This is a genomic window from Pseudomonas sp. HMSC057H01, assembly GCF_001836405.1.
GTDB lineage: Bacteria > Pseudomonadota > Gammaproteobacteria > Pseudomonadales > Pseudomonadaceae > Pseudomonas > Pseudomonas aeruginosa.
This window is the reverse complement of the sequence record NZ_KV828514.1, coordinates 45987-66103: the sequence shown is the minus strand read 5'-3', so window position 1 is coordinate 66103 and position 20117 is coordinate 45987. Positions and strand designations below refer to the sequence as shown.

Below are 20117 nucleotides of genomic sequence, written 5' to 3'. Positions count from 1 at the left end.
CCAAGGCAGAGGCTCCCTCGCCTGTACCACGCCCCACCGGTCGGATGGCGTGCTGCGATACAGCGGGCCCGTCAGGCGGCCAACCGCAGGCGGTCACTCGCTCGCCATCGCCGCCAGGTCGCGGCCGTCGCCGGCCCTTTCCATCATTCCTCTGCCAGGTGCCCGGCGAAGGTAGTGGCGCTGTAGCGCTCGCGGAACAGCCCCTTCTCCACCAGGCGCGGCACCACCTGTTCGAGGAACAGCCGCAGCGAGCCGACCGAGCCTCCCGGCGCGGCGATGAAACCGTCCATGGCGCCGGCGGCGGCCCAGTCGACGATCTGCTCGACGGCATCGTCCACCGTACCGATGACCTGCCAGTGCGCCGCGGAAACCACCTCGGGGCGCAGCAGCAACTGGTCCAGGCGTAACGTCTCGCGCTCGATCAGGCGCCGCAGCAGGTCGGTGTGGGTGCGGCTGCCGGGGTTGGCCACCGGCGGCGGCAGGTCGGCCGCGGAAATCGGCCGGTCCAGCGGCCAGTCGCTGAGGTCGAGGCCGAGCATCTGCCTGATCGTGGCGAACTTGCGCGCGCGGTCCAGGCGCGCGTGGGTCTGCATGAAGATTTCCCGCGCCTCCTCACGGCTCTCCGCCAGGTACAGGCTGAAGCCCGGCAGCAGGCGCACGTCGCGCGGCGAGCGACCGTGGCGTTCGGCGCGGCGGGAAAGGTCGCGGCGCAGTTCCAGGGCAGCCTCCTTGTCCGGGGTCGGCGCGAACACCAGGTCGGCCACCGAGGCGGCGAAGTCGCGCCCGCTCTCGGAGGCGCCGGCCTGCACCAGGGGAATCCGCGCCTCGCCGAAGGCCGGCAGGTTGAGCGGTCCCTTGACCTTGAGGAATTCGCCGTCGTGGTCGACCGGGCGCACCCGGGAAACGTCGGCGTAGCGGCCGCTCTCGCGGTCGACCAGGAGTGCCTCGCGGGGGAAGCTGTCCCACAGGTCGTGCACCAGCCGGGTGAACTCGGCGGCGCGCGCGTAGCGCTGCTCCGCATCGGGCATCGCGTCCAGGCCGAAGTTCTCGTGGCCCTGCAGCGCGGTGACGATGTTCCAGCCGGCGCGGCCGTCGCTGATCCAGTGCAGCGATTGCAGCTGCCGGGCCACCACGTAGGGCGGATAGAACGTGGTGGAGACCGTCGACACCAGGCCGATCCGCGAGGTTTCGCGGGCGACCGCGGCAAGCAGTACGGTGGGATCCAGGCTGGCGAAGCCGGAGCCGGTCTCCAGCACATCCAGTGGCAGGCTGCTGACGTCCGGGCGAAACACGAAGTCGAGGTGGGCGGCTTCGGAGCGCCTGGCGATGTCGACGGCGAAATCGCTGCCGAAGATGCCTTCGATGTTGCTGTCGGGGCGCCGCCAGGCATCGCCGCTGAGCCAGGTGGGGGCCAGCGACATGCCGATGTGCAGGCGTTTCGGGGTACTCATCGTGCCAATCTCCTGTATGGGCTCTGGGGCTGGGCCGGCCCTGCGCGGGGCCGGCTTCTCGGGGCGCCTAGAAGGTGCCCTTGATGCCGATGCCGAGGGTCCGCGGCTGCGTCATGCTCGCCTCGATGCCACCGATCCCCCGGTTTTCCTGCATGTAGGTGGGCGAACGGTCGTCGAACACGTTCTTCACGTAGCCATAGAGCTGCACCTGGTCGTTGAAGCGGTAGCTGGCGCGGGCGTCGGTGAGGGTGTAGGCCTTGATCGAGTAGGCCTTGGTGTTGGCGGTGTCCGAGTAGTAGCCGTCCAGGTAGCGCACCTGGGCGTTCAGGTTGAGGCGCTCGGTGACGTCCCAGCTCGGTCCGAAGCTGAGGGTATAGCCCGGCGAGCGGGCGAACTCGTTGTGCTCGTAGCCGGTATTGCCGGACATCTCGTCGATCCGGGTGCGTAGCACGCCGGCGCTGGCCTTCAGCCGCAGGTCGTCGCGTAGGCGGTAGTCGAGGTCCAGCTCCATGCCGTAGGCGTGGGCCTTCTCGGCGTTGATGGTGTACGACTGCGCCACCCCCGGCGAAACCACCACCGGGATGTTGTACTGGGCGTCCTTGAAATCCATGAAGAACAGGTTGCCGTTCAGCAGCAGGCGGCCGTCGAGCAGGCTGGCGCGGGTGAACAGTTCGTAGTTCCAGATGGTTTCTTCCTTGAAGTAGGCCCAGTTGCGGGTAGTCAGGTTGAGCGACACGCCGCCGGGGTTGTAGCCGCGGCTGACCAGGCCGCCGACGGTCCAGTCCGGGGTTGCGGCGAAGGCCAGGGAGACTTTCGGCAGGAAGGCCGAGAAGGTCTTCTGGTAGTCCAGCGGACGCGGCGCCAGCACCGAGTTGCCGCTGCGCTCGATGCGATCCTCCTGGTAGCGCAGGCCGGTGGTCAGGGTCCAGCGGTCGCTCAGGCGGTAGTTCAGCTCGCCGAACACACCGAGGTTCTTCTTCGTGTCGTCGAAGGCCGACAGCCCGCGCAGGTGCAGTGTCTCGTCGGTGCGGGTGCGGGCGTAGTAGACCCCGCCCATGCCGCTGATCCGGTCCTCCTGCTCGCCGAAGCTGATCCGCGATTCGTTGGAGGCGTTCTTCTGGCGGATGTCGGCGTCGCCCTCGCCGCCCGCGCCGGTGGTGCGGTGCACCGAGGACAGCGAGTACTGCGCCTGGTTGAACAGGCGGATGCCATTGTCGAGGTCATAGGCGACGTCGAGGATGCTGGTGTTGGTGTCCTGCTCCCAGCTGGGCATGGTGGTCGAGCGATGGTCGAGCTTGTCGAACGGGCGGGTCGCCGCTTCCTGGGTCGGGCGGTTGCTGTCGTTGTGGGAGAAGGTGAACTTGCTCTCCAGGCCCGGAATTCCGCTGGGCAGCCAGAGCAGCTTGGCGCGCGCGTTGAGGGCGCGGAAGTCCTGGTCGGTGCCGCTGTCCTGGAACTTCGGGTTGTCGTAGTCGATGAAGGTGTCGCGGCCCGCGTAGTCCACCGCCAGGCGCCCGGCGAAGTCCTGCGCCAGCGGGCCGGACACTGCGATCGAGCTGCGCCGCGAATGGTAGCTGCCGATCTCCGCCTGGTAGGCAGCCTCGGGGCTGAAGGTCGGGTCCTTGGTGTTGACGATGATCGCCCCGGCGATGGCGTTGGCGCCCTGGGAGGTGGTCTGCGGGCCGCGGAACACCTCGATGCTGTCGACGTCCCAGACCGAGGTCGCGCCGAAGAACATCTCGTTGTAGTTCAGGTAGTGGCCATCGAGGTTGATCGTCGCCCGCGGCACTGTGCCACCCCAGAACACGTTCTGCCCGTTGTTCGGGCCCTGGGTGTCCTGGCCGCGGATGATCGGCGCGCCCACCGAGTCGGTGTAGACCACGTTGGGACTGCCATTGATCACCTCGGCGACCGAGGCGTTGCCGGTCTGCTTGCGGTCGATGTCGCGGGCGCTGGTGAGCGATACCGAGGACGCCGTGTCCTTCAGCGAGCGTTCACGTTTCTCGCCGGTCACGACCAGCGCCTCGAGGGCGGCGGGTTCGTCCTCGGCGGGCGGGTTTTCCCGGGCCAGTGCCGATGGCGAGGCGAGCAGGGTGGACAGCGTGACGACGCCGATTCCCCGGTTGAGCGTGCGGTGCGTGCGGGCGTTCAAGGATCTTCTCCAAATGGGAATGACTCTCTTTTCCATTCAGGCTATCACGCCACCAGATCATTCCTCAATGGGGAATACATTCCTCATTGCGAAATATGGAATCTCCTACGCCCGTCCCTTCCGCGGCGCCCCACCGCCCCGGGGAATCGGTATCATGGGCGCCGCCCGCGCCACCGCAGCGCGGACCGAAGCCTATGGATCAACCGTGGTGAGGAGACCGAGCCGTTGAATACTTCGCAGCCCCCGGCGGACGAGATGCCGGACGCCCCGGGCGAAAAGCGCTCCGGCACCATCCAGTCGGTGTCCATCGCCGCGCGCTTCCTGAAGACCCTGGCCAACGCCGAAGGCGAGCTGGCCCTCGGCGAAGTGGCCCGGCGCACCGGCACCGGCGGCTCCACCGCGCACCGCTACCTGCAGAGCCTGGTGAAGGAAGGCCTGGCCCGCCAGGACCCGCTCAGCGGCCTCTACGACCTCGGGCCGGCGGCGCTGAGCATCGGCATAGGCGCGCTGAAGCGGATCGACGCGGTGGATATCGCCGCCCGCCACATGAAGGCCCTGGCCCAACGGCATGCCGCCAGCGGCGGGGTGGCGATCTGGACCGAGCGCGGCCCGACCCTGGTGCGCTGGTACCGCAGCGCCTATTTCTCGATCAACCCGCTGGCCCTGGGCGATATCCTGCCCATCGACAATACCGCTTGCGGCCTGGTGTTCCAGGCCTTCCTGCCGAAGGCCGTGGTCGACGCCGCGCGCAAGCAGCAACCGGCGCACTTCCGCGGCAGCCCGCCGAGCCGCGCGCTGCTCGACGAGGTGCGCGAGCGCTGCTGGGCCGAACTGACCAGCCACCTGCTGTCGAACGTCACCGGCCAGGCGGCGCCGGTGTTCGACGCCCAGCAGGAGATCGTCTGCGCCATGACCACGGTGACCGATCTCGGCCAGTTGCAGTCGGCGGAAGACCGCGACGCGCTGTTCCACGAGGCGCTGCAGGTCAACCAGTCCACCGGCGGCCTGGTCCTCCATCCCGGCATGCGGCCGCCGCCGCGCTGAGCCACCTCAGCCCGGCGCGTCGGCGGCGATCCCGCGCGGCACCAGCAGCGGCGTGCCGCTGACCGGGTCGGCGATGATCAACGAGCGCAAGCCGAACACCTCCTCCACCAGACGCTCGGTGAAGATATGCGCCGGCGCGCCCTCGGCGAGGATCGCGCCGTCACGCATGGCGATCAGGTGCGAGGCATAGCGGCAGGCCTGGTTGAGGTCGTGCAGCACGGCGACGATGGTGCGCCCCTGGCGATTCAGCTCGGCGAGCAGTTCGAGCAATTCGATCTGGTGGACGATATCCAGGTAGGTGGTCGGCTCGTCGAGCAGCAGCAACGGGGTTTCCTGCGCCAGCACCATGGCGATCCACACGCGTTGCCGCTGGCCGCCGGAGAGCGCGTCGAGCGGTCGCTCGGCCAGGCCGTCGACCCGCGTGGCGCGTAGCGCCGCCGCTACCGCGCGCTCATCCGCCGGCGACCACTGGCGCAGGAACGACTGGTGCGGATAGCGTCCGCGCGCCACCAGCTCCGCCACCGTGATGCCATCCGGCGCCAGCGCGCTCTGCGGCAGCAGGCCGAGACGCCGCGCCACTTCCCGCCCCGGCAGGCTGTGGATATCCCTGCCATCCAGCACCACCCGGCCCTCGGCCGGCGCCAACAGACGCGACAATGCCGCCAGCAGGGTCGACTTGCCGCAGGCGTTGGGCCCGACGATCACACTGAACGAACCCTCGGGGATGGCCAGCGAGAGATTCCGCGAAACGGTCCGCGCGTCGCGACGCAAGGTCACGGCGTCCGCGTGCAGGCGATGGGTCATGAGAGGTTCCTAGATGAGATGGCTCGAATATGTGGAATCGATTCTACATTATGGAATAGACTGCATGAGAAGCATTATCATATGAATCCGTCCGCCCGGCTTCCCCTACAGCGAAAACAGCCTTCATGCCGACCCGCCGCCGCTCCGCCCTGCCATTACTCGCCCTCGCCCTGAGCCTGTTCGCCACCCTCGCCGCGGCCGGGGAGCCGAAGCCGGCGCGGATCGTCTCCACCACCCCGAGCGTCACCGGCATCCTGCTGGCGATGGACGCACCGCTGGTGGCCAGCGCCGCCACCACGCCAAGTCGCCTGACCGACGCCAAGGGCTTCTTCTCGCAATGGGCGAAGGTCGCCGACCAACGTGGCGTCGAGGTGCTCTACCGCAACCTGCGCTTCGACATCGAAGCGGTGATCGCCCAGGATCCGGACCTGCTGGTCGCCTCCGCCACCGGCGCCGACAGCGCCGCGCCATACCGTGCGGAGCTGGAGGCGCAGGGCGTACCGACGCTGGTGGTCGACTACTCGAAACACAGCTGGCAGGAACTGGCTACCGAGCTGGGCCGGCACACCGGCCTGGAACGCCAGGCGCAGGCCGCCATCCAGCGCTTCGACGCCTACACCGCCGAAGTCGCCGCGGCCATCGCGCCGCCGCAGGGCCCGGTCAGCGTGGTCGGCTACAACATCGCCGGCAGCTATTCCATCGGCCGCCAGGCCAGCCCCCAGGCACGCCTGCTCGAAGCCCTCGGCTTCCAGGTGGCGGAACTGCCGGAGGCGCTGGCGGGCAAGGTGACACGCGCCTCGGACTTCCAGTTCATCTCGCGGGAAAACCTGCCCGCCGCCATCGCCGGCGACAGCGTGTTCCTGCTCGGCGCCAGCGACGACGACGTGCAGGCGTTCCTCGCCGACCCGGTGCTGGCCAACCTGTCGGCGGTGCGCGAAAAGCGCGTGTACGCCCTGGGCCCCAGTTCCTTCCGCATCGACTACTACTCGGGGCGGCAGATGATCGACAACGTCGCCCGCCATTTCCGCTGAGCCATGCGCCCGTTCGCCGGAAGTCCGCTTATGCAGGCGTCCCCGATGCGCCGCCGGCGCCTGCGCGCCTGGGGCCTGCTCGCCGGCGCGCTGCTGCTCGCGCTGGCGGCCCTGGCCAGCCTGGCGCTGGGCTCGCGGCCGGTGCCTCTGGCGGTCACCCTGGACGCCCTGCAAGCCGTCGATCCGCACGATGATCGCCACCTGGTGGTACGCGAACTGCGCCTGCCACGCACCCTGGTGGCGCTGCTGGCCGGCGCGGCGCTGGGAGTGGCCGGCGCGCTGATGCAGGCGCTGACGCGCAATCCGCTGGCCGAACCCGGCCTGCTGGGGATCAACGCCGGCGCGGCGCTGGCGGTGATCGTCGGGGTCGCGCTGTTCGACCTGGCGAGCATGGGCCAGTACCTCGGTTGCGCCTTCCTCGGCGCCGGCCTGGCCGGCATCGCCGTATTCCTTCTCGGCCAGGCCCGCGAGACCGGCACCAACCCGGTGCGCCTGGTGCTGGCGGGTGCCGGCTTGTCGGTGATGCTCGCCTCGCTGACCGGGATCATCGTGCTGAACGCCCCGCCGGAAGTCTTCGACCGCTTCCGCCACTGGGCCGCCGGCTCGCTTTCCGGCAGCGGCTTCGCCCTGCTCGGATGGCCGGGTCTGGCCATCGGCGCCGGGCTGGCCGCCGCCTTCGCCCTCGCCGCCAGGCTCAATGCCCTGGCCCTGGGCCAGGAGATCGGCCAGGCGCTCGGCGTCGACCTGCGCCTGACCTGGTTGCTCGCCTGCCTGGCGGTGATGCTGCTGGCCGGCGCGGCGACCGCCCTGGCCGGGCCGATCGCCTTCGTCGGCCTGGTCGCCCCGCACCTCGCGCGACTGCTGGCCGGACCGGACCAGCGCTGGATCCTGTCTTTCTCGGCGCTGATCGCCGCCGGCCTGCTGCTCGGCGCCGACATCCTCGGGCGGCTGCTGGCGGCGCCGGCGGAGATCGCCGCCGGAATCGTCGCGTTGCTGCTCGGCGGACCGGCCTTCATCGTCCTGGTCAGGCGCTTCCGCCTGAGCCGCCTGTGAACGGTCTCCACGCCCTGCGCCTGGGTTCCCTGTCGCTGCGTTGGCGGCCACGGGCGGCGCTGGCCTGCCTGGTCCTCGCGGGGGTCGGGCTGGCGCTGGCGGCGGCGCTGCTGGGGACCGGCAGCCTGGCGCTGGGCCCGGCAGAGGTGTTCGCCAGCCTACTCGGCCAGGGCCAGGACCCCACCGCCCAGCGCATCGTCCAGCGCGTGCGCCTGCCACGGGTGCTCACCGCCTGCCTGGTCGGCGCCGCGCTGGGCATGGCCGGGGCGATCTTCCAGTCGATCTCGCGCAATCCGCTGGGCTCGCCCGACGTCATCGGTTTCACCACCGGCGCCGCCAGCGGCGCCATCGTGCAGATCATCCTGTTCGATGCCGGCCCGCTGGCCACCTCGCTGGCGGCGCTGGCCGCCGGCCTCTGCACGGCGCTGGCGGTGGTGCTGCTGGCGCGCCGGGGCGCCACCGCCGGCGGCTACCGCCTGGTGCTGGTGGGCATCGGTGTCGGCGCCAGCCTGTCGGGCCTGAACAGCCTGCTGCTGGTCACCGGCAACCTCGACCAGGCGATGTACGCCCAGCTCTGGCTGGCCGGCTCGCTGAACACCCGGACCTGGTCGCACGTCGTCCCGGCAGCGCTGGGCCTGCTCGCCAGCGTGCCGCTGGCGCTGTACCACGGTCGACGCCTGGAGGTGCTGGAGCTGGGCGATGCCAGCGCCGCCCAGCTCGGCGTGGCGGTGGAGCGCGTGCGCTTGCAGATGGTCCTGGTCGCCGTCGGCATGACCGCCATCGCCACCGCCGCGGCCGGCCCCATCGCCTTCATCGCCCTGGCCGGCCCGCAACTGGCCCGGCGCCTGACCCGCTCGGCCGGGGTGCCGTTGCTGTCCGGCGCATTGATGGGCGCGGTCCTGCTGCTGGCCGCCGACCTGCTCGGCCAGCGCCTGGCATACGTCGCCAACCTGCCGATCGGCCTGATGACCGGCCTGCTCGGCGGTTTCTACCTGCTCTGGCTACTGCTGCGCAGCCGCCGGATCTGAGCCCCGGCCTCAACGACCGCCCAGGCTGCCACCGCCGTCGACGCCGATCACCTGGCCGGTGACGAACGAAGCGCCCTCGCTGAGCAGGAACTCGATCAGCGCGGCCACTTCGTCCGGCCGCCCGAGCCGCTGCATGGGGATGGTCGAGAGAATCCGCCGCTCCTCCTCGCCGCCGACCGGGCGAGTCTGGCGGAACAGTTCGGTCTCGATCGGCCCGGGCGCCACCGCGTTGACCGTGATGCCCAGCGGCGCCAGCTCCAGCGCCCAGGTGCGAGTCACCCCGACCAGCGCGCTCTTCGCCGCGGCGTAGGCGGTGCGTTCGCGGGCGCCGTGGATCGCCCGGCTGCACAGGTTGACGATGCGGCCCGCCGGCGAACGTTTGAGCCCCGGCAGGCAGGCCTGGGCAAGCTGCACGGCGACCCGTACGTTGAGGTCGAAGACCTGTTGCAGAGCGGCCAGGTCGAGGTTCTCCAGGCTTTGCGGCAGGGCGATCCCGGCGTTGTTGACCAACGCATCCACGGCGCTTTCCGAGAGCAATCCGCGCAGCGTCTCGGCGGTTTGCGCAGGATCGGCCAGGTCGCAGCACAGCAGACGTCCAGGAAAGTCGTCGCTGGCATGGCGGGCGATGCCCACTACGCGCCAGCCGGAGGCCGCCAAGCGCCTGGCCAGGGCCAGGCCGATGCCACGGGTGGCGCCGGTGACCAGCGCGGTACGATGATTCGTCATGACGATTCCCCAGCGTGAAATGGTCCCCCCGACGCCGCACCTTACGCCTCGCCGGCGGCCGGCGACAGCCCGCGGACTTTCTCCGACGCCGCGCTTCGGCGAACATGGCGCGCATCATCCCCCTTCGCGAGAGGTCGCGGTGTTTTCCTCAGAACGTCTGAAAGGCATAGACGTCTTCGTCTGCGTCGCCGAAGCCGGCAGCTTCAGCGCGGCGGCGGAGCGACTGCACCTGACCGCCTCGGCGGTGAGCAAGGCCATTGCCCGGCTGGAAGACCGCCTCGGCCTGCGCCTGTTCGAGAGGACCACTCGTCGACTGGCGCTGACCGACGCCGGCACGACGTTCTACCGCACCTGTTCGCGAGTGCTCGGCGACCTCGAAGAGTCCGAGCTGGCGCTGCACGCCGAGCACCACCAGACAGGCGGACGCATCCGTCTCGACCTGCCTGCTTCCTACGGGCGCCTGCACGTGCTACCGGTGGTGCTCGACTTCGCCAGGCGCCACGCGCTGCTCGTGCCACATATCTCCTTCAGCGACGACTTCATCGACCCCGTCAGCCAGGGCATCGATATCCTGGTGCGCATAGGCGGTCCGGATATCTGGCCGGAAACCCTCGGTCACCGCTACCTCGGCGCACAGCGCCTGGTGTTCTGTGCCGCGCCGGCCTACCTCGCCGCACACGGCGAGCCCCGCGATGTGGAAGAGCTGGCCGCTCACGACTGCGTGCTGTACGGCCAGGGCGATGGCCTGACCACCCCCTGGAACTTCCCGGGACACCAGCCAGGCGAGCTGGAACGACGGGTGATGCCGACGCGGATCGCGATAGGCGATGGCGAGGGCGTGGTGCAGGCACTGCTTGCCAGCCACGGCATCGGCCAATTGCCGACCTGGCTGGTCAGCCGGCATCTGGAGAGCGGGCGCCTGCGCGAGGTCCTGCCACAACTGGCCAGCGACGGCCTGTCGATCAACCTGGCCTGGCAGAAGCGACGTGAAAACCTGCCCAAGGTCGGCGCCCTGCTCGACGTGCTTGGCCGCAGCCTCATCCCCTCCGGCCACATCTTGGGCAATTAATGAATTTGATTCCTCGCATAGAGGAAAAAACGCCAGGGATAGGAATTCGGAGAATCAATAGCATGGCGGCCTTCCATTCGAGGAATGCCGCTTCCATGACCGTCTTCACCAGCCCCGTTCCGGCCGCCGCCCCTCGCTCCACACTGAGCGTCGCGATCCTGGCCTTCTCCGCGTTTCTCATCGTTACCACCGAATTTCTCATCGTCGGCCTGTTGCCGAGCCTGGCCCGCGACCTGCAGATATCCATCTCCGCGGCAGGCCGGCTGGTGACCCTGTTCGCCTTTACCGTGATGCTCTTCGGGCCGCCGCTGACCGCCGTGCTCGCCCACCTGCCACGCAAGCCGCTGTTCGTCGCCATCCTGCTGGTGTTCGCCCTGTCCAACGGCCTCGCCGCGCTCTCGACCGACCTCAGGCTGCTCGCCGTCGCCCGCTTCGTGCCGGCGCTGATGCTGCCGGTGTTCTGGGGCACCGCCAGCGAAACGGCAGCGCAACTGGCCGGTACCGAGCGCGCCGGGCAGGCCATCGCCAGGGTCTACCTGGGCATTTCCTGCGCGCTCCTGCTGGGCATTCCGCTCGGCACCCTGGCCGCCAACGGCATCGGCTGGCGCGGCGCCTTCTGGATACTCGCCGGGCTGTCGCTGCTGATGGCCGTCGCCCTCGTCCTGTTCATGCCCGCCGTGGACCGTGGCGAACGTCTCGATCTGCGCCGGCAGGCGCGGATATTCGGCGAACCGCTGTTCCTCGCCAATGTCGCGCTGTCGGTGCTGGTGTTCAGTGCCATGTTCGTTTCATACACCTACCTGGCCGATATCCTCGAACGTATCGCCGGGATCACTCCGGCGCGGATCGGCTGGTGGCTGATGGGCTTCGGCGCGGTAGGCCTGTTCGGCAACTGGCTCGGCGGCAGGCTGGTCGACCGCTCGCCGCTGCGCGCCACCGCACTGTTCCTCGTCCTGCTCGCGCTCGGCATGGCCGCCAGCGTCCCCCTGGCCGGCCAGCCGCTCCTGTTCTGCCTCGCACTGGCGCTTTGGGGCGTGGCCAATACCGCGCTCTATCCGGTTTGCCAGGTGCGCGTGATGCGCTCGGTGCAGCATGCCCAGGCGCTGGCCGCGACCAGCAACGTCGCCGCCGCCAATGCCGGGATCGGCCTCGGCGCGCTACTTGGCGGAGAGACCATCGCGACTCTCGGCCTGGAACGAATCGGCTTCGTCGCAGCGGCCCTCGCCGTACTCGGTCTGGCGCTGCTCCCCGTCGTCGCGCGCCTGGCGCGACGACGCTGACGCCAGCGTCCTACCCCGCGCCAGGCGCAGGGCCGTCCAGCCGACAGGCATCGTGCAGCAGGTCCAGGTGCTGCTGGCAGAAATCCAGGTAGCACCTGACGATCGTCGACGGATGCCGGTGCGACGGATAGAGCAAGTGGATCTCCTGCTCCGGCAAGGGGTGCTCAGGCAGCAACTCGATCAGTTGCCCCGCACGCACCGCGGCGGCAGCCATGAACGGTGGTAGCTCGGTGACCAGTTCGGCATCCAGGGCGCGGGCACGCAGATGCGCGTAGTCATTGGTCGCCAGCACGATCCGCGGCTTGACCGCTTGGCCACCGAGCAGCCAGGCGCCCTCGCCGCTGCCGCCCGGGTACCACATGCCGACCGGGAAACGGCGCAGGTCGTCCAGCGTTTCCATTCCACCCTCGCGTTCAAGCAGGCGCGGGCTACCCACCAGAACGTGGCGATAGGCGAAGAGGCGGCGCGCCACCATCGCCTCATGGGCAACCGCGCCGACCCGAAGGGCCACGTCGACCCCATCCTCGACGAGATCGATGCGCCGCTCGGAGGTGAACACCTGCACGCGGATATCCGGATAGCGCCGCTGGAACACCCCCAGCAGCTCCCACCAGGGTTCGAAGCCGGGCGGCAACGACAACCGCAGGCGTCCCTTCAGACGCGCCTGGTCCGACGCCAGGGCCTGCTCCGCCTCGTGCAGTATCTCGACACCGCGCGCGGCGTTCTCGTAGAGACGCATGCCCGCCTCGGTCAGCCGCGTGCCGCGGACCGAACGCTCGAGCAGTTGCACGGCGAGCTGGTGCTCCAGCTCGCGGACCCGTCGGCTGAGCGTCGGCAGCGGTATCTCAAGGCGTGCGGCTGCAGCCGACAGGCTGCCCGCCTGAACGACGCCGACGAACATACGGAGCGCATTGAGGTCCATGCATCCCTCTCATAAATGATAGATAAACTCTCTATCCTGTAAGTTTTATACCGAATTCGAAAGGAGGAAAGTCGGACTCGCCCACCATCGACGGTGGCCCACCACGGAGATACCGACCATGACCATCCAGTCCATCCTGCAATCCTACGAGACCGCCCTCAACGCCAACGACATCGACGCCATCCTCGATCTCTACGGCGAAGCGCCGGTATTCATGCCGCAGCACGCCCCGGCCCTGGTCGGCCGCGAGGCAGTCCGCGCCGGCTACCAGCAAGTGTTCGCCAGTATCAAGTTGCAGATCCGCTTCGACATCCACGAGGTCGAGGTCATCGGCGACTGGGCCTGGGCCCGCACCAGTTCGGCCGGCCGCACCCGCCTCCTGGCCGAAGACGTGGAAATCGCGGAGGGCAACAACGAGCTGTTCGTGTTCCGGCGCGAACACGGCCACTGGAAGATCCACCGCTATCTCTTCGCCACCAACCAACCGCGCGCCTGAGGAGCCACCGACATGAAAGCCTACGTCATCGAACAGCCTGGCGGCCCGGAAGTCCTGCGCCTGCACGACATCGCCTCGCCCGAACCGAACGCCAACGAAGTACGGATACGCGTGCGTGCCTTCGGCCTGAACCGCGCCGAACTCTACCGGCGCGCCGGCAAGATGGGGCCGATCGCCGGGCCGGTGGTACCCGGTATCGAAGCGGTCGGCGAAGTCCTTCAGGACCCGGCCGGGCAATTCCGGGTCGGCCAGCGGGTCGCCACCGCGATGGGCGGCATGCAGTTCAGCCGCAACGGCAGCTACGCGGAAGAGGTCACGGTCCTGCGCAGCAATGTGGTGGCCTTGCCGGACAGCGAACTGTCCTGGGAAGAGCTGGCGGCGCTGCCACAGGCCTACCTGACCGTATGGGGCGCCCTGGATCGCAGCCTGGCGATCCAGCCTGGGCAGACCCTGCTGGTACGCGGCGCCACCTCTTCGGTCGGCCTGGCCGCCCTGACCTACGCCAAGGCACGCGGCCTGCGGGTGCTAGCCAGTACCCGCAGCGCGGAGCACACGGCGCGCCTGCGGCAGTTGGGCGCCGACCAGGTGTTCATCGACGACGGCGAACTCTGCGCGTCGATACTCGCGGCGGCGCCGGAAGGGGTGGACGCCGCGCTCGAGGTGGTCGGCGCGCCAACCCTGCGCGACAGCGTCCGCTGCCTGCGCCCGTTCGGCTCGGTGTGCGTGATCGGTCTGCTCGGCGGCCCGCCGTTGCTCGAACAGTTCCAGTTGATGCAGGACCTGCCCGGCGCGACCCGCCTGAGCTTCTTCCCCAGCGGCCTGCTCGGAGGCGCGTACATGGACCTGGGCGAGTCGCCACTGGGCTGGGTGGTGCGGGAACGGACCGCCGGCCGCCTGCCCTCTCTGCTCTCCGCCGCCTTCGACTTCGACGACCTGCCCCGCGCCCACAGCCTCATGGAGGCCAATCGCGCGTTCGGCAAGTTCGTCGTCCGTGTCTAGAGGAGAACCGACCATGCTCCGTATTCCCCTTGCCCGACTGGCGCTTCCGTTCCTGTTCGCCAGCCTCTCGCCGTTCGCGGCGCACACCGCCACAGCGGCCCCGGATACCAACGTCGAGACTGCCGTCACCCGGCAGTTGGAACGCTATGAACAGGCACTGAATGCCTCCGACGTCGACGCGGTGATGAAGCTCTATGCCCGCGACCCGGTGTTCATGCCGCAACACAGCCTGCCCGCGGTAGGCCGCGAGGCGGTACGCGCGGCCTACCGGCAGGTGTTCGCGAAGATCCGCCTGGACATCGACTTCAGCATCGACGAGATCCGTCCGCTGGGCCCGGACTGGGCCTTCGCCCGGACCCGCTCCAACGGCACGGTGAAAGTGCTCGGCGTCGACGCTCCCGCAGGCGCCGAGGCCAACCAGGAGGTGTTCCTCCTGCACCGCGAAAACGACGGCCAATGGCGCTTCGCGCGCTACATCTTCAGCACTACCAACCCTCCCCGGCAGCCCTGAGGCCGGGCCTGGCCGGGAACGGTCGCGACACGCCGGCCGGACAGCGCCGCCACCGGCCAAGTTGGTACACTGGCGCTTCCGGCGCCGGGCTAAGGTCCGCCCCCGTCGCAGCAAGCAGAGAACAAGAGGAACGATGATGAGCGTCGCTAACGGTCTCCCCGTCTCCATTCGCCAGGCGGTGACAGCATGATCGAGGTCACCGAGGTTTCCATCGCCGAGCTGCGTGACGCGCTCGAGTCCGGTCGTACCACGGCGGTCGAACTGGTCCAGGCCTACCTGGCGCGGATCGACGCCTACGATGCACCCGGCACGCCCACCGCGCTGAACGCGGTGGTGGTGCGCAATCCCGATGCGCTGGCCGAAGCGCAGGCCTCCGACGCCCGCCGGGCGCGTGGCGAGACCCTCGGTCCGCTGGACGGCATTCCCTACACCGCCAAGGACAGCTACCTGGTCAAGGGCCTCACCGCGGCTTCCGGCAGCCCGGCGTTCAAGGACCTGGTGGCCCAGCGCGATGCCTTCACCGTCGAGCGCCTGCGCGCCGCCGGGGCGATCTGCCTGGGCAAGACCAACATGCCGCCCATGGCCAACGGCGGCATGCAGCGCGGCGTCTACGGCCGCGCGGAGAGCCCGTACAATGCCGCCTACCTCACCGCGCCCTTCGCCTCGGGGTCCTCCAATGGCGCCGGCACCGCCACCGCGGCCAGCTTCGCCGCCTTCGGCCTGGCCGAGGAAACCTGGTCGAGCGGGCGCGGCCCGGCGTCGAACAACGGCCTGTGCGCCTACACCCCTTCGCGCGGGGTGATCTCGGTGCGCGGCAACTGGCCGCTGACGCCGACCATGGACGTGGTGGTGCCCTATGCGCGGAGCATGGCCGACCTGCTGGAAATCCTCGACGTGGTGGTCGCCGACGATCCCGATACCCGCGGCGACCTCTGGCGCATGCAGCCCTGGGTGCCGATCCCCAAGGCCTCCGAGGTACGCCCGGCGAGCTACCCGGCCCTGGCCGCAGGCGCCGAGGCCCTGGCCGGCAAGCGCTTCGGCGTGCCGCGCATGTTCATCAACGCCGACCCCGATGCGGGCACCAGCGAGTCCCCCGGGATCGGCGGCCCGACCGGCCAGCGCATCCATACCCGGCCCTCGGTCATCGCCCTCTGGGAACAGGCGCGCAAGGCCCTGGAAGCCGCCGGCGCCGAAGTGATCGAGGTGGACTTCCCGCTGGTGTCGAACTGCGAGGGCGACCGACCCGGCGCGCCCACCGTGTTCAACCGCGGCCTGGTGTCGAAGGAATTCCTCCACGACGAGCTGTGGGAACTCTCGGCCTGGGGCTTCGACGACTTCCTGCGCGCCAATGGCGATCCGAAGCTGAACCGCCTGGCGGATGTCGACGGCCCGCAGATCTTCCCCCACGACCCCGGCACCCTGCCCAACCGCGAGGGCGACCTGGCCGCCGGCATGGACGAATACGTGCGGATGGCCGAGCGCGGCATCAAGCCCTGGGACCGGATCGCGACCCTCCCCGATGGCCTGCGCGGCCTTGAGGAAACCCGGCGGATCGACCTCGAGGAGTGGATGCGACGCCTGCGCCTGGACGCCGTGCTCTTCCCCACCGTCGCCGACGTCGGCCCGGCGGACGCCGACGTCAACCCGGCCTCGGCCGACATCGCCTGGAGCAACGGTGTCTGGGTCGCCAACGGCAACCTCGCCATCCGCCACCTCGGCGTGCCGACGGTCACCGTACCGATGGGGGTGATGGCCGACATCGGCATGCCGGTGGGCCTGACCTTCGCCGGCCGCGCCTACGACGACTCGGCGCTGCTGCGCTTCGCCGCGGCCTTCGAGTCGACCGGCTCGCGGCGTATCGTGCCGCCGCGTACTCCACCGCTGGCAAGCAAGTGAAAGGCGCGGGCGGAAGGCTTCACGTCTTGCGCCCACGCTCTTCCGTTCAAGGGAGTTATCGATGCAGCGACTCTTCGTCTACGGCAGCCTCGGCCCCGGCCGTCCCAACGAACACCTGATGCAGAAGATCGGCGGGCAATGGCAGGCGGCCAGCCTCCGCGGTCGCCTGCTGGAAAAGGGCTGGGGCGCCGGGATGGGCTTTCCGGGCCTGGCGATCGACGCCGACGGCGAGGAAATCCACGGCCATGTGTTCGTCTCCGACCGCCTCGCCGAGCACTGGCCCGCGCTGGATGAATTCGAAGGCACCGAATACCGGCGCGTGGCGACCCGGGTAACGCTGGCCGACGGCGCCCAGGTCGATGCCTACGTCTACGCCCTGCGCGACTGAACGCTTGCCGGCGACCTAGGGATTCGCACGCAAACCGCGCAGGGTCTTCGCGAGGACCCCGACCGCCGCCTCCAGCTCGTCCGTGGTGTAGGCGGCGAAGCCCATCAGGAAACCCGCTCGCGGTGGCGCGGCGAGATGCAGGGCGCTGAGCCCGACCAGCTCGACACCGGCGCGGTATGCCGCCGCGATGGCGCGCGTTTCGTCGATTTCCGCGCAGAGCAGCCCGGGCATCTGTAGCCCGCCGGCCGGCACGCGCGGCTCGACCAGGCCGCCCAGACGCTTGCCTACCCGCTCCGCGAGGAATCCCAGGCGCTCGCCGTAGAGGTTGCGCATGCCGCGCACGTAGGCGCCGAAGTGGCCGCCGGCGATGAAGCGCGCCAGGGTCAGTTGCGCCAGCGAGGCGTTGTGCCCGTCCTGCAGGGAGCGGGCGACGGTCATCGGTGCCACCAGCGCCGGCGGCAGGACCATGTAGCCGATGCGCAGGCCGGGAAACAGCGACTTGGTGAACGTGCCGATGTAGAGCGTCCGCTCGTGGACGTCCAGGCCTTGCACGCAGGCGGTGGGCCGGCCGGCGTAGTGGAACTCGCTGTCGTAGTCGTCCTCGATGATCCATGCCTGCTGCCGCTGCGCCCATTCGATCAGCGCCAGGCGACGCTCCAGCGACAGGGTCACGCCGGTCGGGTAATGGTGCGACGGGGTCAGGCACAGCGCCCGCGCCGCCTGCGGCTGGGCGAGGATCGGCTCGGGCCGCAGGCCCTGTTCGTCGACCGGGACCGGCAGGCACTCCAGGCCTGCGGCCTCGAAGGCCTTGCGCGCGCCGTAGTAGGCCGGGTCCTCGACGAATATCCGCTCGCCGGCGTCGAGCAGCACGCTGGCGCAAAGACCCAGCGCCTGTTGCGAACTGGTCAGCACCAGTACCCGGTCGGCCGTGGCGCGTGCGCCACGCTCCAGGTTGACGTAGTCGGCGATCGCCTGGCGCAGCGGTTCGGCGCCCTGCGGGTCGCCGTGGGTCAGGGCGCGCGCGCCATATTCCTTGAGGACCTGGCGCTGCAGGCGCTCCCAGGTCGCCAGGGGAAAGGTGCGGGTCTCCGGCACGCCGGGAGCGAAGGGGCGCGGGACGAGCTGCTCGCGAACCCCGCCGCCAGCCTGCATCGCCTCGCCACGCCGGCTCAGTCGCGGCGCGCCGCCGACCCGTCGTGGAGCGCCCGCACCGCGCCGGCCGGGGGACAGCCGGGTAGCCGCGGCCACCACGCTGCCGCTGCCGACCCGACGCTCGATGAAGCCCTCGGCATGCAGGTGCGAATAGGCCGCTTCGACGGTGTCGCGGGATACCCCCAACGACTGCGCCAGCGCCCGCGAGGCCGGCAACGGATTGCCCGGCGCCAGGGCACCGTCGAGGATCAGTTGGCGGATCGCGCGCTGGATTCGCGCATGCAGCGGCAGGGCCTGGAGCTGTGGATGGAGGAGTCGCGCCTTGACCGATTCGAGCAGTGATTGCCTGAACAAATGGTCTGCCCTCGATCATCTAATTGGTGGGATATGGCAAGCCATTAGGCGGCTATAAAAACACCCGGGTCAAGACCCTCGGTCCCGGCCTCCGCCGGATCGCCCCATCAAGCCAAAGAAGGAAGCACTGGATGCAATCCCTGCACACACTGGTATCGGTACGCCCCGTGGCACACGAGGACTTCGAGCAGTGGCTCGAACACTGGAAGGCCTACCAGGCGTTCTATGAAGTCGAACTCTCGGCACAGACCACCGAGGCCACCTGGCGGCGCTTCTTCGACGAGGGCGAACCGATGCACTGCGCGGTGGCCAGCGACGGTCGCGGCCTGCATGGCATCGTCAACTTCCTCTACCACCGCTCGACCTGGGCGGCACAGGACGTCTGCTACCTGGAAGACCTCTATGTCTCGCCCGACGTGCGCGGCCAGCAGATCGGCAAGCAGTTGATCGAGTACGTCCGCCGGCAGGCCGAGGAACGTCGCTGCGCGCGGCTCTACTGGCATACCCAGGAAAGCAACCACAGGGCGCAGCGCCTGTACGACTGGGTGGCGGACAAGCCGGGCGTGATCGAATACCGCATCGAGCTCTGAACCGACCGCGCGACCGGAGCCTCGGCGCGGCGGACCCTCGACGCGGTTCTCAGTCCCAGGCCGGCGCCAGGCCCTGCGGACTGACCTCGCGGCCGTTACGCTCGAGGCCGGCGATGCGCGCCATGTCCTCGGCGTCCAGGCGCAGGTCGCGCGCCAGCAGGTTGCTGGCGAGGTTCTCGCGGCGGGTCGAGGACGGAATCACCGCGTAGCCCAGTTGCATCGCCCAGGCCAGCGCCACCTGGGCGACCGTGGCCCGGTGCCTGGCGGCTATCCCGGCCAGCGCCGGGTCCTTCAGCACCTTGCCGTAGGCCAGGGTCATGTACGAGGTGACCGCGATGCCCTGCTCCTCGAGGTAGGCGGTCAGCGCGCGGTTCTGCAAGTAAGGGCTGAGTTCGATCTGGTTGGTGGATATCTCGCCCGCACCGACCGCGGCGATGGCCTGGCGGGTCAGTTCGATGTTGAAGTTGGAGACGCCGATCCGCCGGGTCAGGCCCAGGGACTTGGCTTCCGCCAGCGCCGCCATGTACTCCGCCAGCTCGACGCCGTTGCCGGGTGCCGGCCAATGGATCAGGACCAGGTCCAACCGGTCGGTGCGCAGTTTCTCCAGACTCTCGCGCAGGCTGGCGAGCAGCTTTTCGCAGGCGTAGTTGTCGACCCAGACCTTGGTGGTGAGGAACAGCTCGGAACGCGGTACGCCGCTCTCGGCGATCGCGCGGCCGATATCCGCCTCGTTGCCGTAGATCTGCGCGGTATCGATGGCGCGATAACCCAGCTCGAGGGCGCTGCGCACCGAGTCGACGACGACCTGGCCGGTGAGGCGGAAGGTGCCGAGACCGAAGGACGGGAGGGGGTGGATGGTGGAAGACATGGCTGCGCTCCGTGGGCGGGATGACTCGAAGGAAGCGCAGTGTGGCGGCTTACATCTCTTCGATTAAGGCCCGAATCGAGCAAATTCATTTGCGTTGGAATCACGAATCCAGGCGGCCTGCACGGGAGGTATCCAGCGGAAATTCCCGCCAGCCGCTGGCAGAACGCAGTTCATCGGATTCCCACGAATACTACTGATAACGATAATCTCTATCATTTACTCCATTTTTACATTTACATACACTTGCCCCGCCGCGAATTCCTACGCCGGTTTCCCACATAAACAAGAAACGCAGCCGGTCGC

General features: G+C 69.1%; 19 protein-coding genes. 12 read left to right on the top strand and 7 right to left on the bottom strand.

Annotated elements, in window-relative coordinates:
• Positions 1-143: 143 nt before the first annotated feature.
• Together HMPREF2581_RS28450 and HMPREF2581_RS28445 are read right to left on the bottom strand one after the other, a co-directional pair.
• Complete coding sequence (locus HMPREF2581_RS28450; protein WP_003137533.1) at positions 144-1451, bottom strand: NtaA/DmoA family FMN-dependent monooxygenase; 1308 nt, start codon at positions 1449-1451, stop codon at positions 144-146.
• 67 nt (positions 1452-1518) lie between these two features.
• Entirely contained in the window at positions 1519-3603 is a 2085-nt protein-coding gene (locus HMPREF2581_RS28445) for a TonB-dependent receptor (RefSeq protein WP_003093526.1), read from the bottom strand.
• A 255-nt stretch (positions 3604-3858) separates the two neighbouring features.
• Between HMPREF2581_RS28445 and HMPREF2581_RS28440 the strand changes: the two genes are divergently transcribed.
• Complete coding sequence (locus tag HMPREF2581_RS28440) at positions 3859-4647, top strand: IclR family transcriptional regulator (RefSeq protein WP_003119004.1); 789 nt, start codon at positions 3859-3861, stop codon at positions 4645-4647.
• Between the two features lie 6 nt (positions 4648-4653).
• Here the strand turns inward: HMPREF2581_RS28440 and HMPREF2581_RS28435 are convergent, their stop codons facing one another.
• Complete coding sequence (locus HMPREF2581_RS28435; RefSeq protein ID WP_003093530.1) at positions 4654-5451, bottom strand: ABC transporter ATP-binding protein; 798 nt, start codon at positions 5449-5451, stop codon at positions 4654-4656.
• A 125-nt stretch (positions 5452-5576) separates the two neighbouring features.
• On the opposite strand from HMPREF2581_RS28435, the gene fepB reads away from it, so the two are divergent.
• Genes fepB through HMPREF2581_RS28420 form a run of 3 tightly spaced genes read left to right on the top strand, consistent with a single transcriptional unit; the run spans position 5577 to position 8563 of the window.
• Positions 5577-6482 (top strand): Fe2+-enterobactin ABC transporter substrate-binding protein, encoded by a 906-nt coding sequence (gene fepB / locus HMPREF2581_RS28430; protein WP_003093531.1) that lies wholly within the window; start codon positions 5577-5579, stop codon positions 6480-6482.
• 30 nt (positions 6483-6512) lie between these two features.
• The gene (locus HMPREF2581_RS28425; RefSeq protein WP_003137530.1) at positions 6513-7535 is read left to right on the top strand and encodes a FecCD family ABC transporter permease; all 1023 of its coding nucleotides are present in this window, start codon (positions 6513-6515) and stop codon (positions 7533-7535) included.
• Positions 7532-8563: a FecCD family ABC transporter permease gene (locus HMPREF2581_RS28420; protein ID WP_003119001.1), complete on the top strand. Its 1032-nt coding sequence runs from the start codon at positions 7532-7534 to the stop codon at positions 8561-8563. Before HMPREF2581_RS28425 ends, HMPREF2581_RS28420 begins: the two co-directional genes overlap by 4 nt.
• 9 nt (positions 8564-8572) lie before the next feature.
• Here the strand turns inward: HMPREF2581_RS28420 and HMPREF2581_RS28415 are convergent, their stop codons facing one another.
• Complete coding sequence (locus HMPREF2581_RS28415; protein WP_003137528.1) at positions 8573-9289, bottom strand: SDR family oxidoreductase; 717 nt, start codon at positions 9287-9289, stop codon at positions 8573-8575.
• Positions 9290-9428: 139 nt separating this feature from the next.
• On the opposite strand from HMPREF2581_RS28415, the gene HMPREF2581_RS28410 reads away from it, so the two are divergent.
• A complete protein-coding gene (locus HMPREF2581_RS28410) occupies positions 9429-10358 on the top strand; it encodes a LysR family transcriptional regulator (RefSeq protein ID WP_003137526.1) in 930 nt (309 codons plus the stop codon).
• Between the two features lie 95 nt (positions 10359-10453).
• Positions 10454-11638, top strand: a complete 1185-nt coding sequence (locus tag HMPREF2581_RS28405) for an MFS transporter (RefSeq protein WP_003137524.1) — start codon at positions 10454-10456, stop codon at positions 11636-11638.
• A gap of 10 nt (positions 11639-11648) precedes the next feature.
• On the opposite strand, the gene HMPREF2581_RS28400 is transcribed toward HMPREF2581_RS28405, so the two are convergent.
• Positions 11649-12560 carry a LysR family transcriptional regulator gene (locus HMPREF2581_RS28400; protein WP_003137522.1) on the bottom strand — a complete coding sequence of 304 codons (912 nt, stop codon included), beginning with the start codon at positions 12558-12560 and terminating at the stop codon, positions 11649-11651.
• 118 nt (positions 12561-12678) lie between these two features.
• On the opposite strand from HMPREF2581_RS28400, the gene HMPREF2581_RS28395 reads away from it, so the two are divergent.
• The 5 genes from HMPREF2581_RS28395 (at position 12679) to HMPREF2581_RS28375 (ending at position 16850) form a co-directional block, all read left to right on the top strand.
• Complete coding sequence (locus HMPREF2581_RS28395) at positions 12679-13056, top strand: YybH family protein (RefSeq protein WP_003121900.1); 378 nt, start codon at positions 12679-12681, stop codon at positions 13054-13056.
• A gap of 12 nt (positions 13057-13068) precedes the next feature.
• Positions 13069-14055, top strand: a complete 987-nt coding sequence (locus tag HMPREF2581_RS28390) for a zinc-binding alcohol dehydrogenase family protein (protein WP_003121899.1) — start codon at positions 13069-13071, stop codon at positions 14053-14055.
• 13 nt (positions 14056-14068) lie between these two features.
• Positions 14069-14566: a YybH family protein gene (locus HMPREF2581_RS28385; RefSeq protein WP_003121898.1), complete on the top strand. Its 498-nt coding sequence runs from the start codon at positions 14069-14071 to the stop codon at positions 14564-14566.
• A gap of 186 nt (positions 14567-14752) precedes the next feature.
• A complete protein-coding gene (locus HMPREF2581_RS28380) occupies positions 14753-16462 on the top strand; it encodes an amidase (protein ID WP_003112050.1) in 1710 nt (569 codons plus the stop codon).
• A gap of 61 nt (positions 16463-16523) precedes the next feature.
• A complete protein-coding gene (locus HMPREF2581_RS28375) occupies positions 16524-16850 on the top strand; it encodes a gamma-glutamylcyclotransferase family protein (RefSeq protein WP_003093540.1) in 327 nt (108 codons plus the stop codon).
• Between the two features lie 15 nt (positions 16851-16865).
• Here the strand turns inward: HMPREF2581_RS28375 and HMPREF2581_RS28370 are convergent, their stop codons facing one another.
• Positions 16866-18356, bottom strand: coding sequence for a MocR-like pyridoxine biosynthesis transcription factor PdxR (locus tag HMPREF2581_RS28370; RefSeq protein ID WP_003129375.1), 1491 nt, complete (start codon positions 18354-18356; stop codon positions 16866-16868).
• A gap of 131 nt (positions 18357-18487) precedes the next feature.
• On the opposite strand from HMPREF2581_RS28370, the gene HMPREF2581_RS28365 reads away from it, so the two are divergent.
• Complete coding sequence (locus HMPREF2581_RS28365; RefSeq protein ID WP_003137521.1) at positions 18488-18946, top strand: GNAT family N-acetyltransferase; 459 nt, start codon at positions 18488-18490, stop codon at positions 18944-18946.
• 49 nt (positions 18947-18995) lie between these two features.
• Here HMPREF2581_RS28365 and dkgB read toward each other — a convergent pair whose 3' ends face one another.
• The gene (gene dkgB / locus HMPREF2581_RS28360) at positions 18996-19814 is read right to left on the bottom strand and encodes a 2,5-didehydrogluconate reductase DkgB (protein ID WP_003137520.1); all 819 of its coding nucleotides are present in this window, start codon (positions 19812-19814) and stop codon (positions 18996-18998) included.
• Between the last annotated feature and the right edge of the window lie 303 nt (positions 19815-20117).

Bases quoted from the DNA above. Each gene is read 5' to 3' on its own strand.
- HMPREF2581_RS28450 (WP_003137533.1), bottom strand. From the start codon at position 1,451: ATGAGTACCCCGAAACGCCTGCACATCGGCATGTCGCTGGCCCCCACC.
- HMPREF2581_RS28440 (WP_003119004.1), top strand. From the start codon at position 3,859: ATGCCGGACGCCCCGGGCGAAAAGCGCTCCGGCACCATCCAGTCGGTG.
- HMPREF2581_RS28435 (WP_003093530.1), bottom strand. From the start codon at position 5,451: ATGACCCATCGCCTGCACGCGGACGCCGTGACCTTGCGTCGCGACGCG.
- fepB (WP_003093531.1), top strand. From the start codon at position 5,577: ATGCCGACCCGCCGCCGCTCCGCCCTGCCATTACTCGCCCTCGCCCTG.
- HMPREF2581_RS28425 (WP_003137530.1), top strand. From the start codon at position 6,513: ATGCAGGCGTCCCCGATGCGCCGCCGGCGCCTGCGCGCCTGGGGCCTG.
- HMPREF2581_RS28415 (WP_003137528.1), bottom strand. From the start codon at position 9,289: ATGACGAATCATCGTACCGCGCTGGTCACCGGCGCCACCCGTGGCATC.
- HMPREF2581_RS28405 (WP_003137524.1), top strand. From the start codon at position 10,454: ATGACCGTCTTCACCAGCCCCGTTCCGGCCGCCGCCCCTCGCTCCACA.
- HMPREF2581_RS28400 (WP_003137522.1), bottom strand. From the start codon at position 12,560: ATGGACCTCAATGCGCTCCGTATGTTCGTCGGCGTCGTTCAGGCGGGC.
- HMPREF2581_RS28395 (WP_003121900.1), top strand. From the start codon at position 12,679: ATGACCATCCAGTCCATCCTGCAATCCTACGAGACCGCCCTCAACGCC.
- HMPREF2581_RS28390 (WP_003121899.1), top strand. From the start codon at position 13,069: ATGAAAGCCTACGTCATCGAACAGCCTGGCGGCCCGGAAGTCCTGCGC.
- HMPREF2581_RS28385 (WP_003121898.1), top strand. From the start codon at position 14,069: ATGCTCCGTATTCCCCTTGCCCGACTGGCGCTTCCGTTCCTGTTCGCC.
- HMPREF2581_RS28380 (WP_003112050.1), top strand. From the start codon at position 14,753: ATGATCGAGGTCACCGAGGTTTCCATCGCCGAGCTGCGTGACGCGCTC.
- HMPREF2581_RS28375 (WP_003093540.1), top strand. From the start codon at position 16,524: ATGCAGCGACTCTTCGTCTACGGCAGCCTCGGCCCCGGCCGTCCCAAC.
- HMPREF2581_RS28365 (WP_003137521.1), top strand. From the start codon at position 18,488: ATGCAATCCCTGCACACACTGGTATCGGTACGCCCCGTGGCACACGAG.
- dkgB (WP_003137520.1), bottom strand. From the start codon at position 19,814: ATGTCTTCCACCATCCACCCCCTCCCGTCCTTCGGTCTCGGCACCTTC.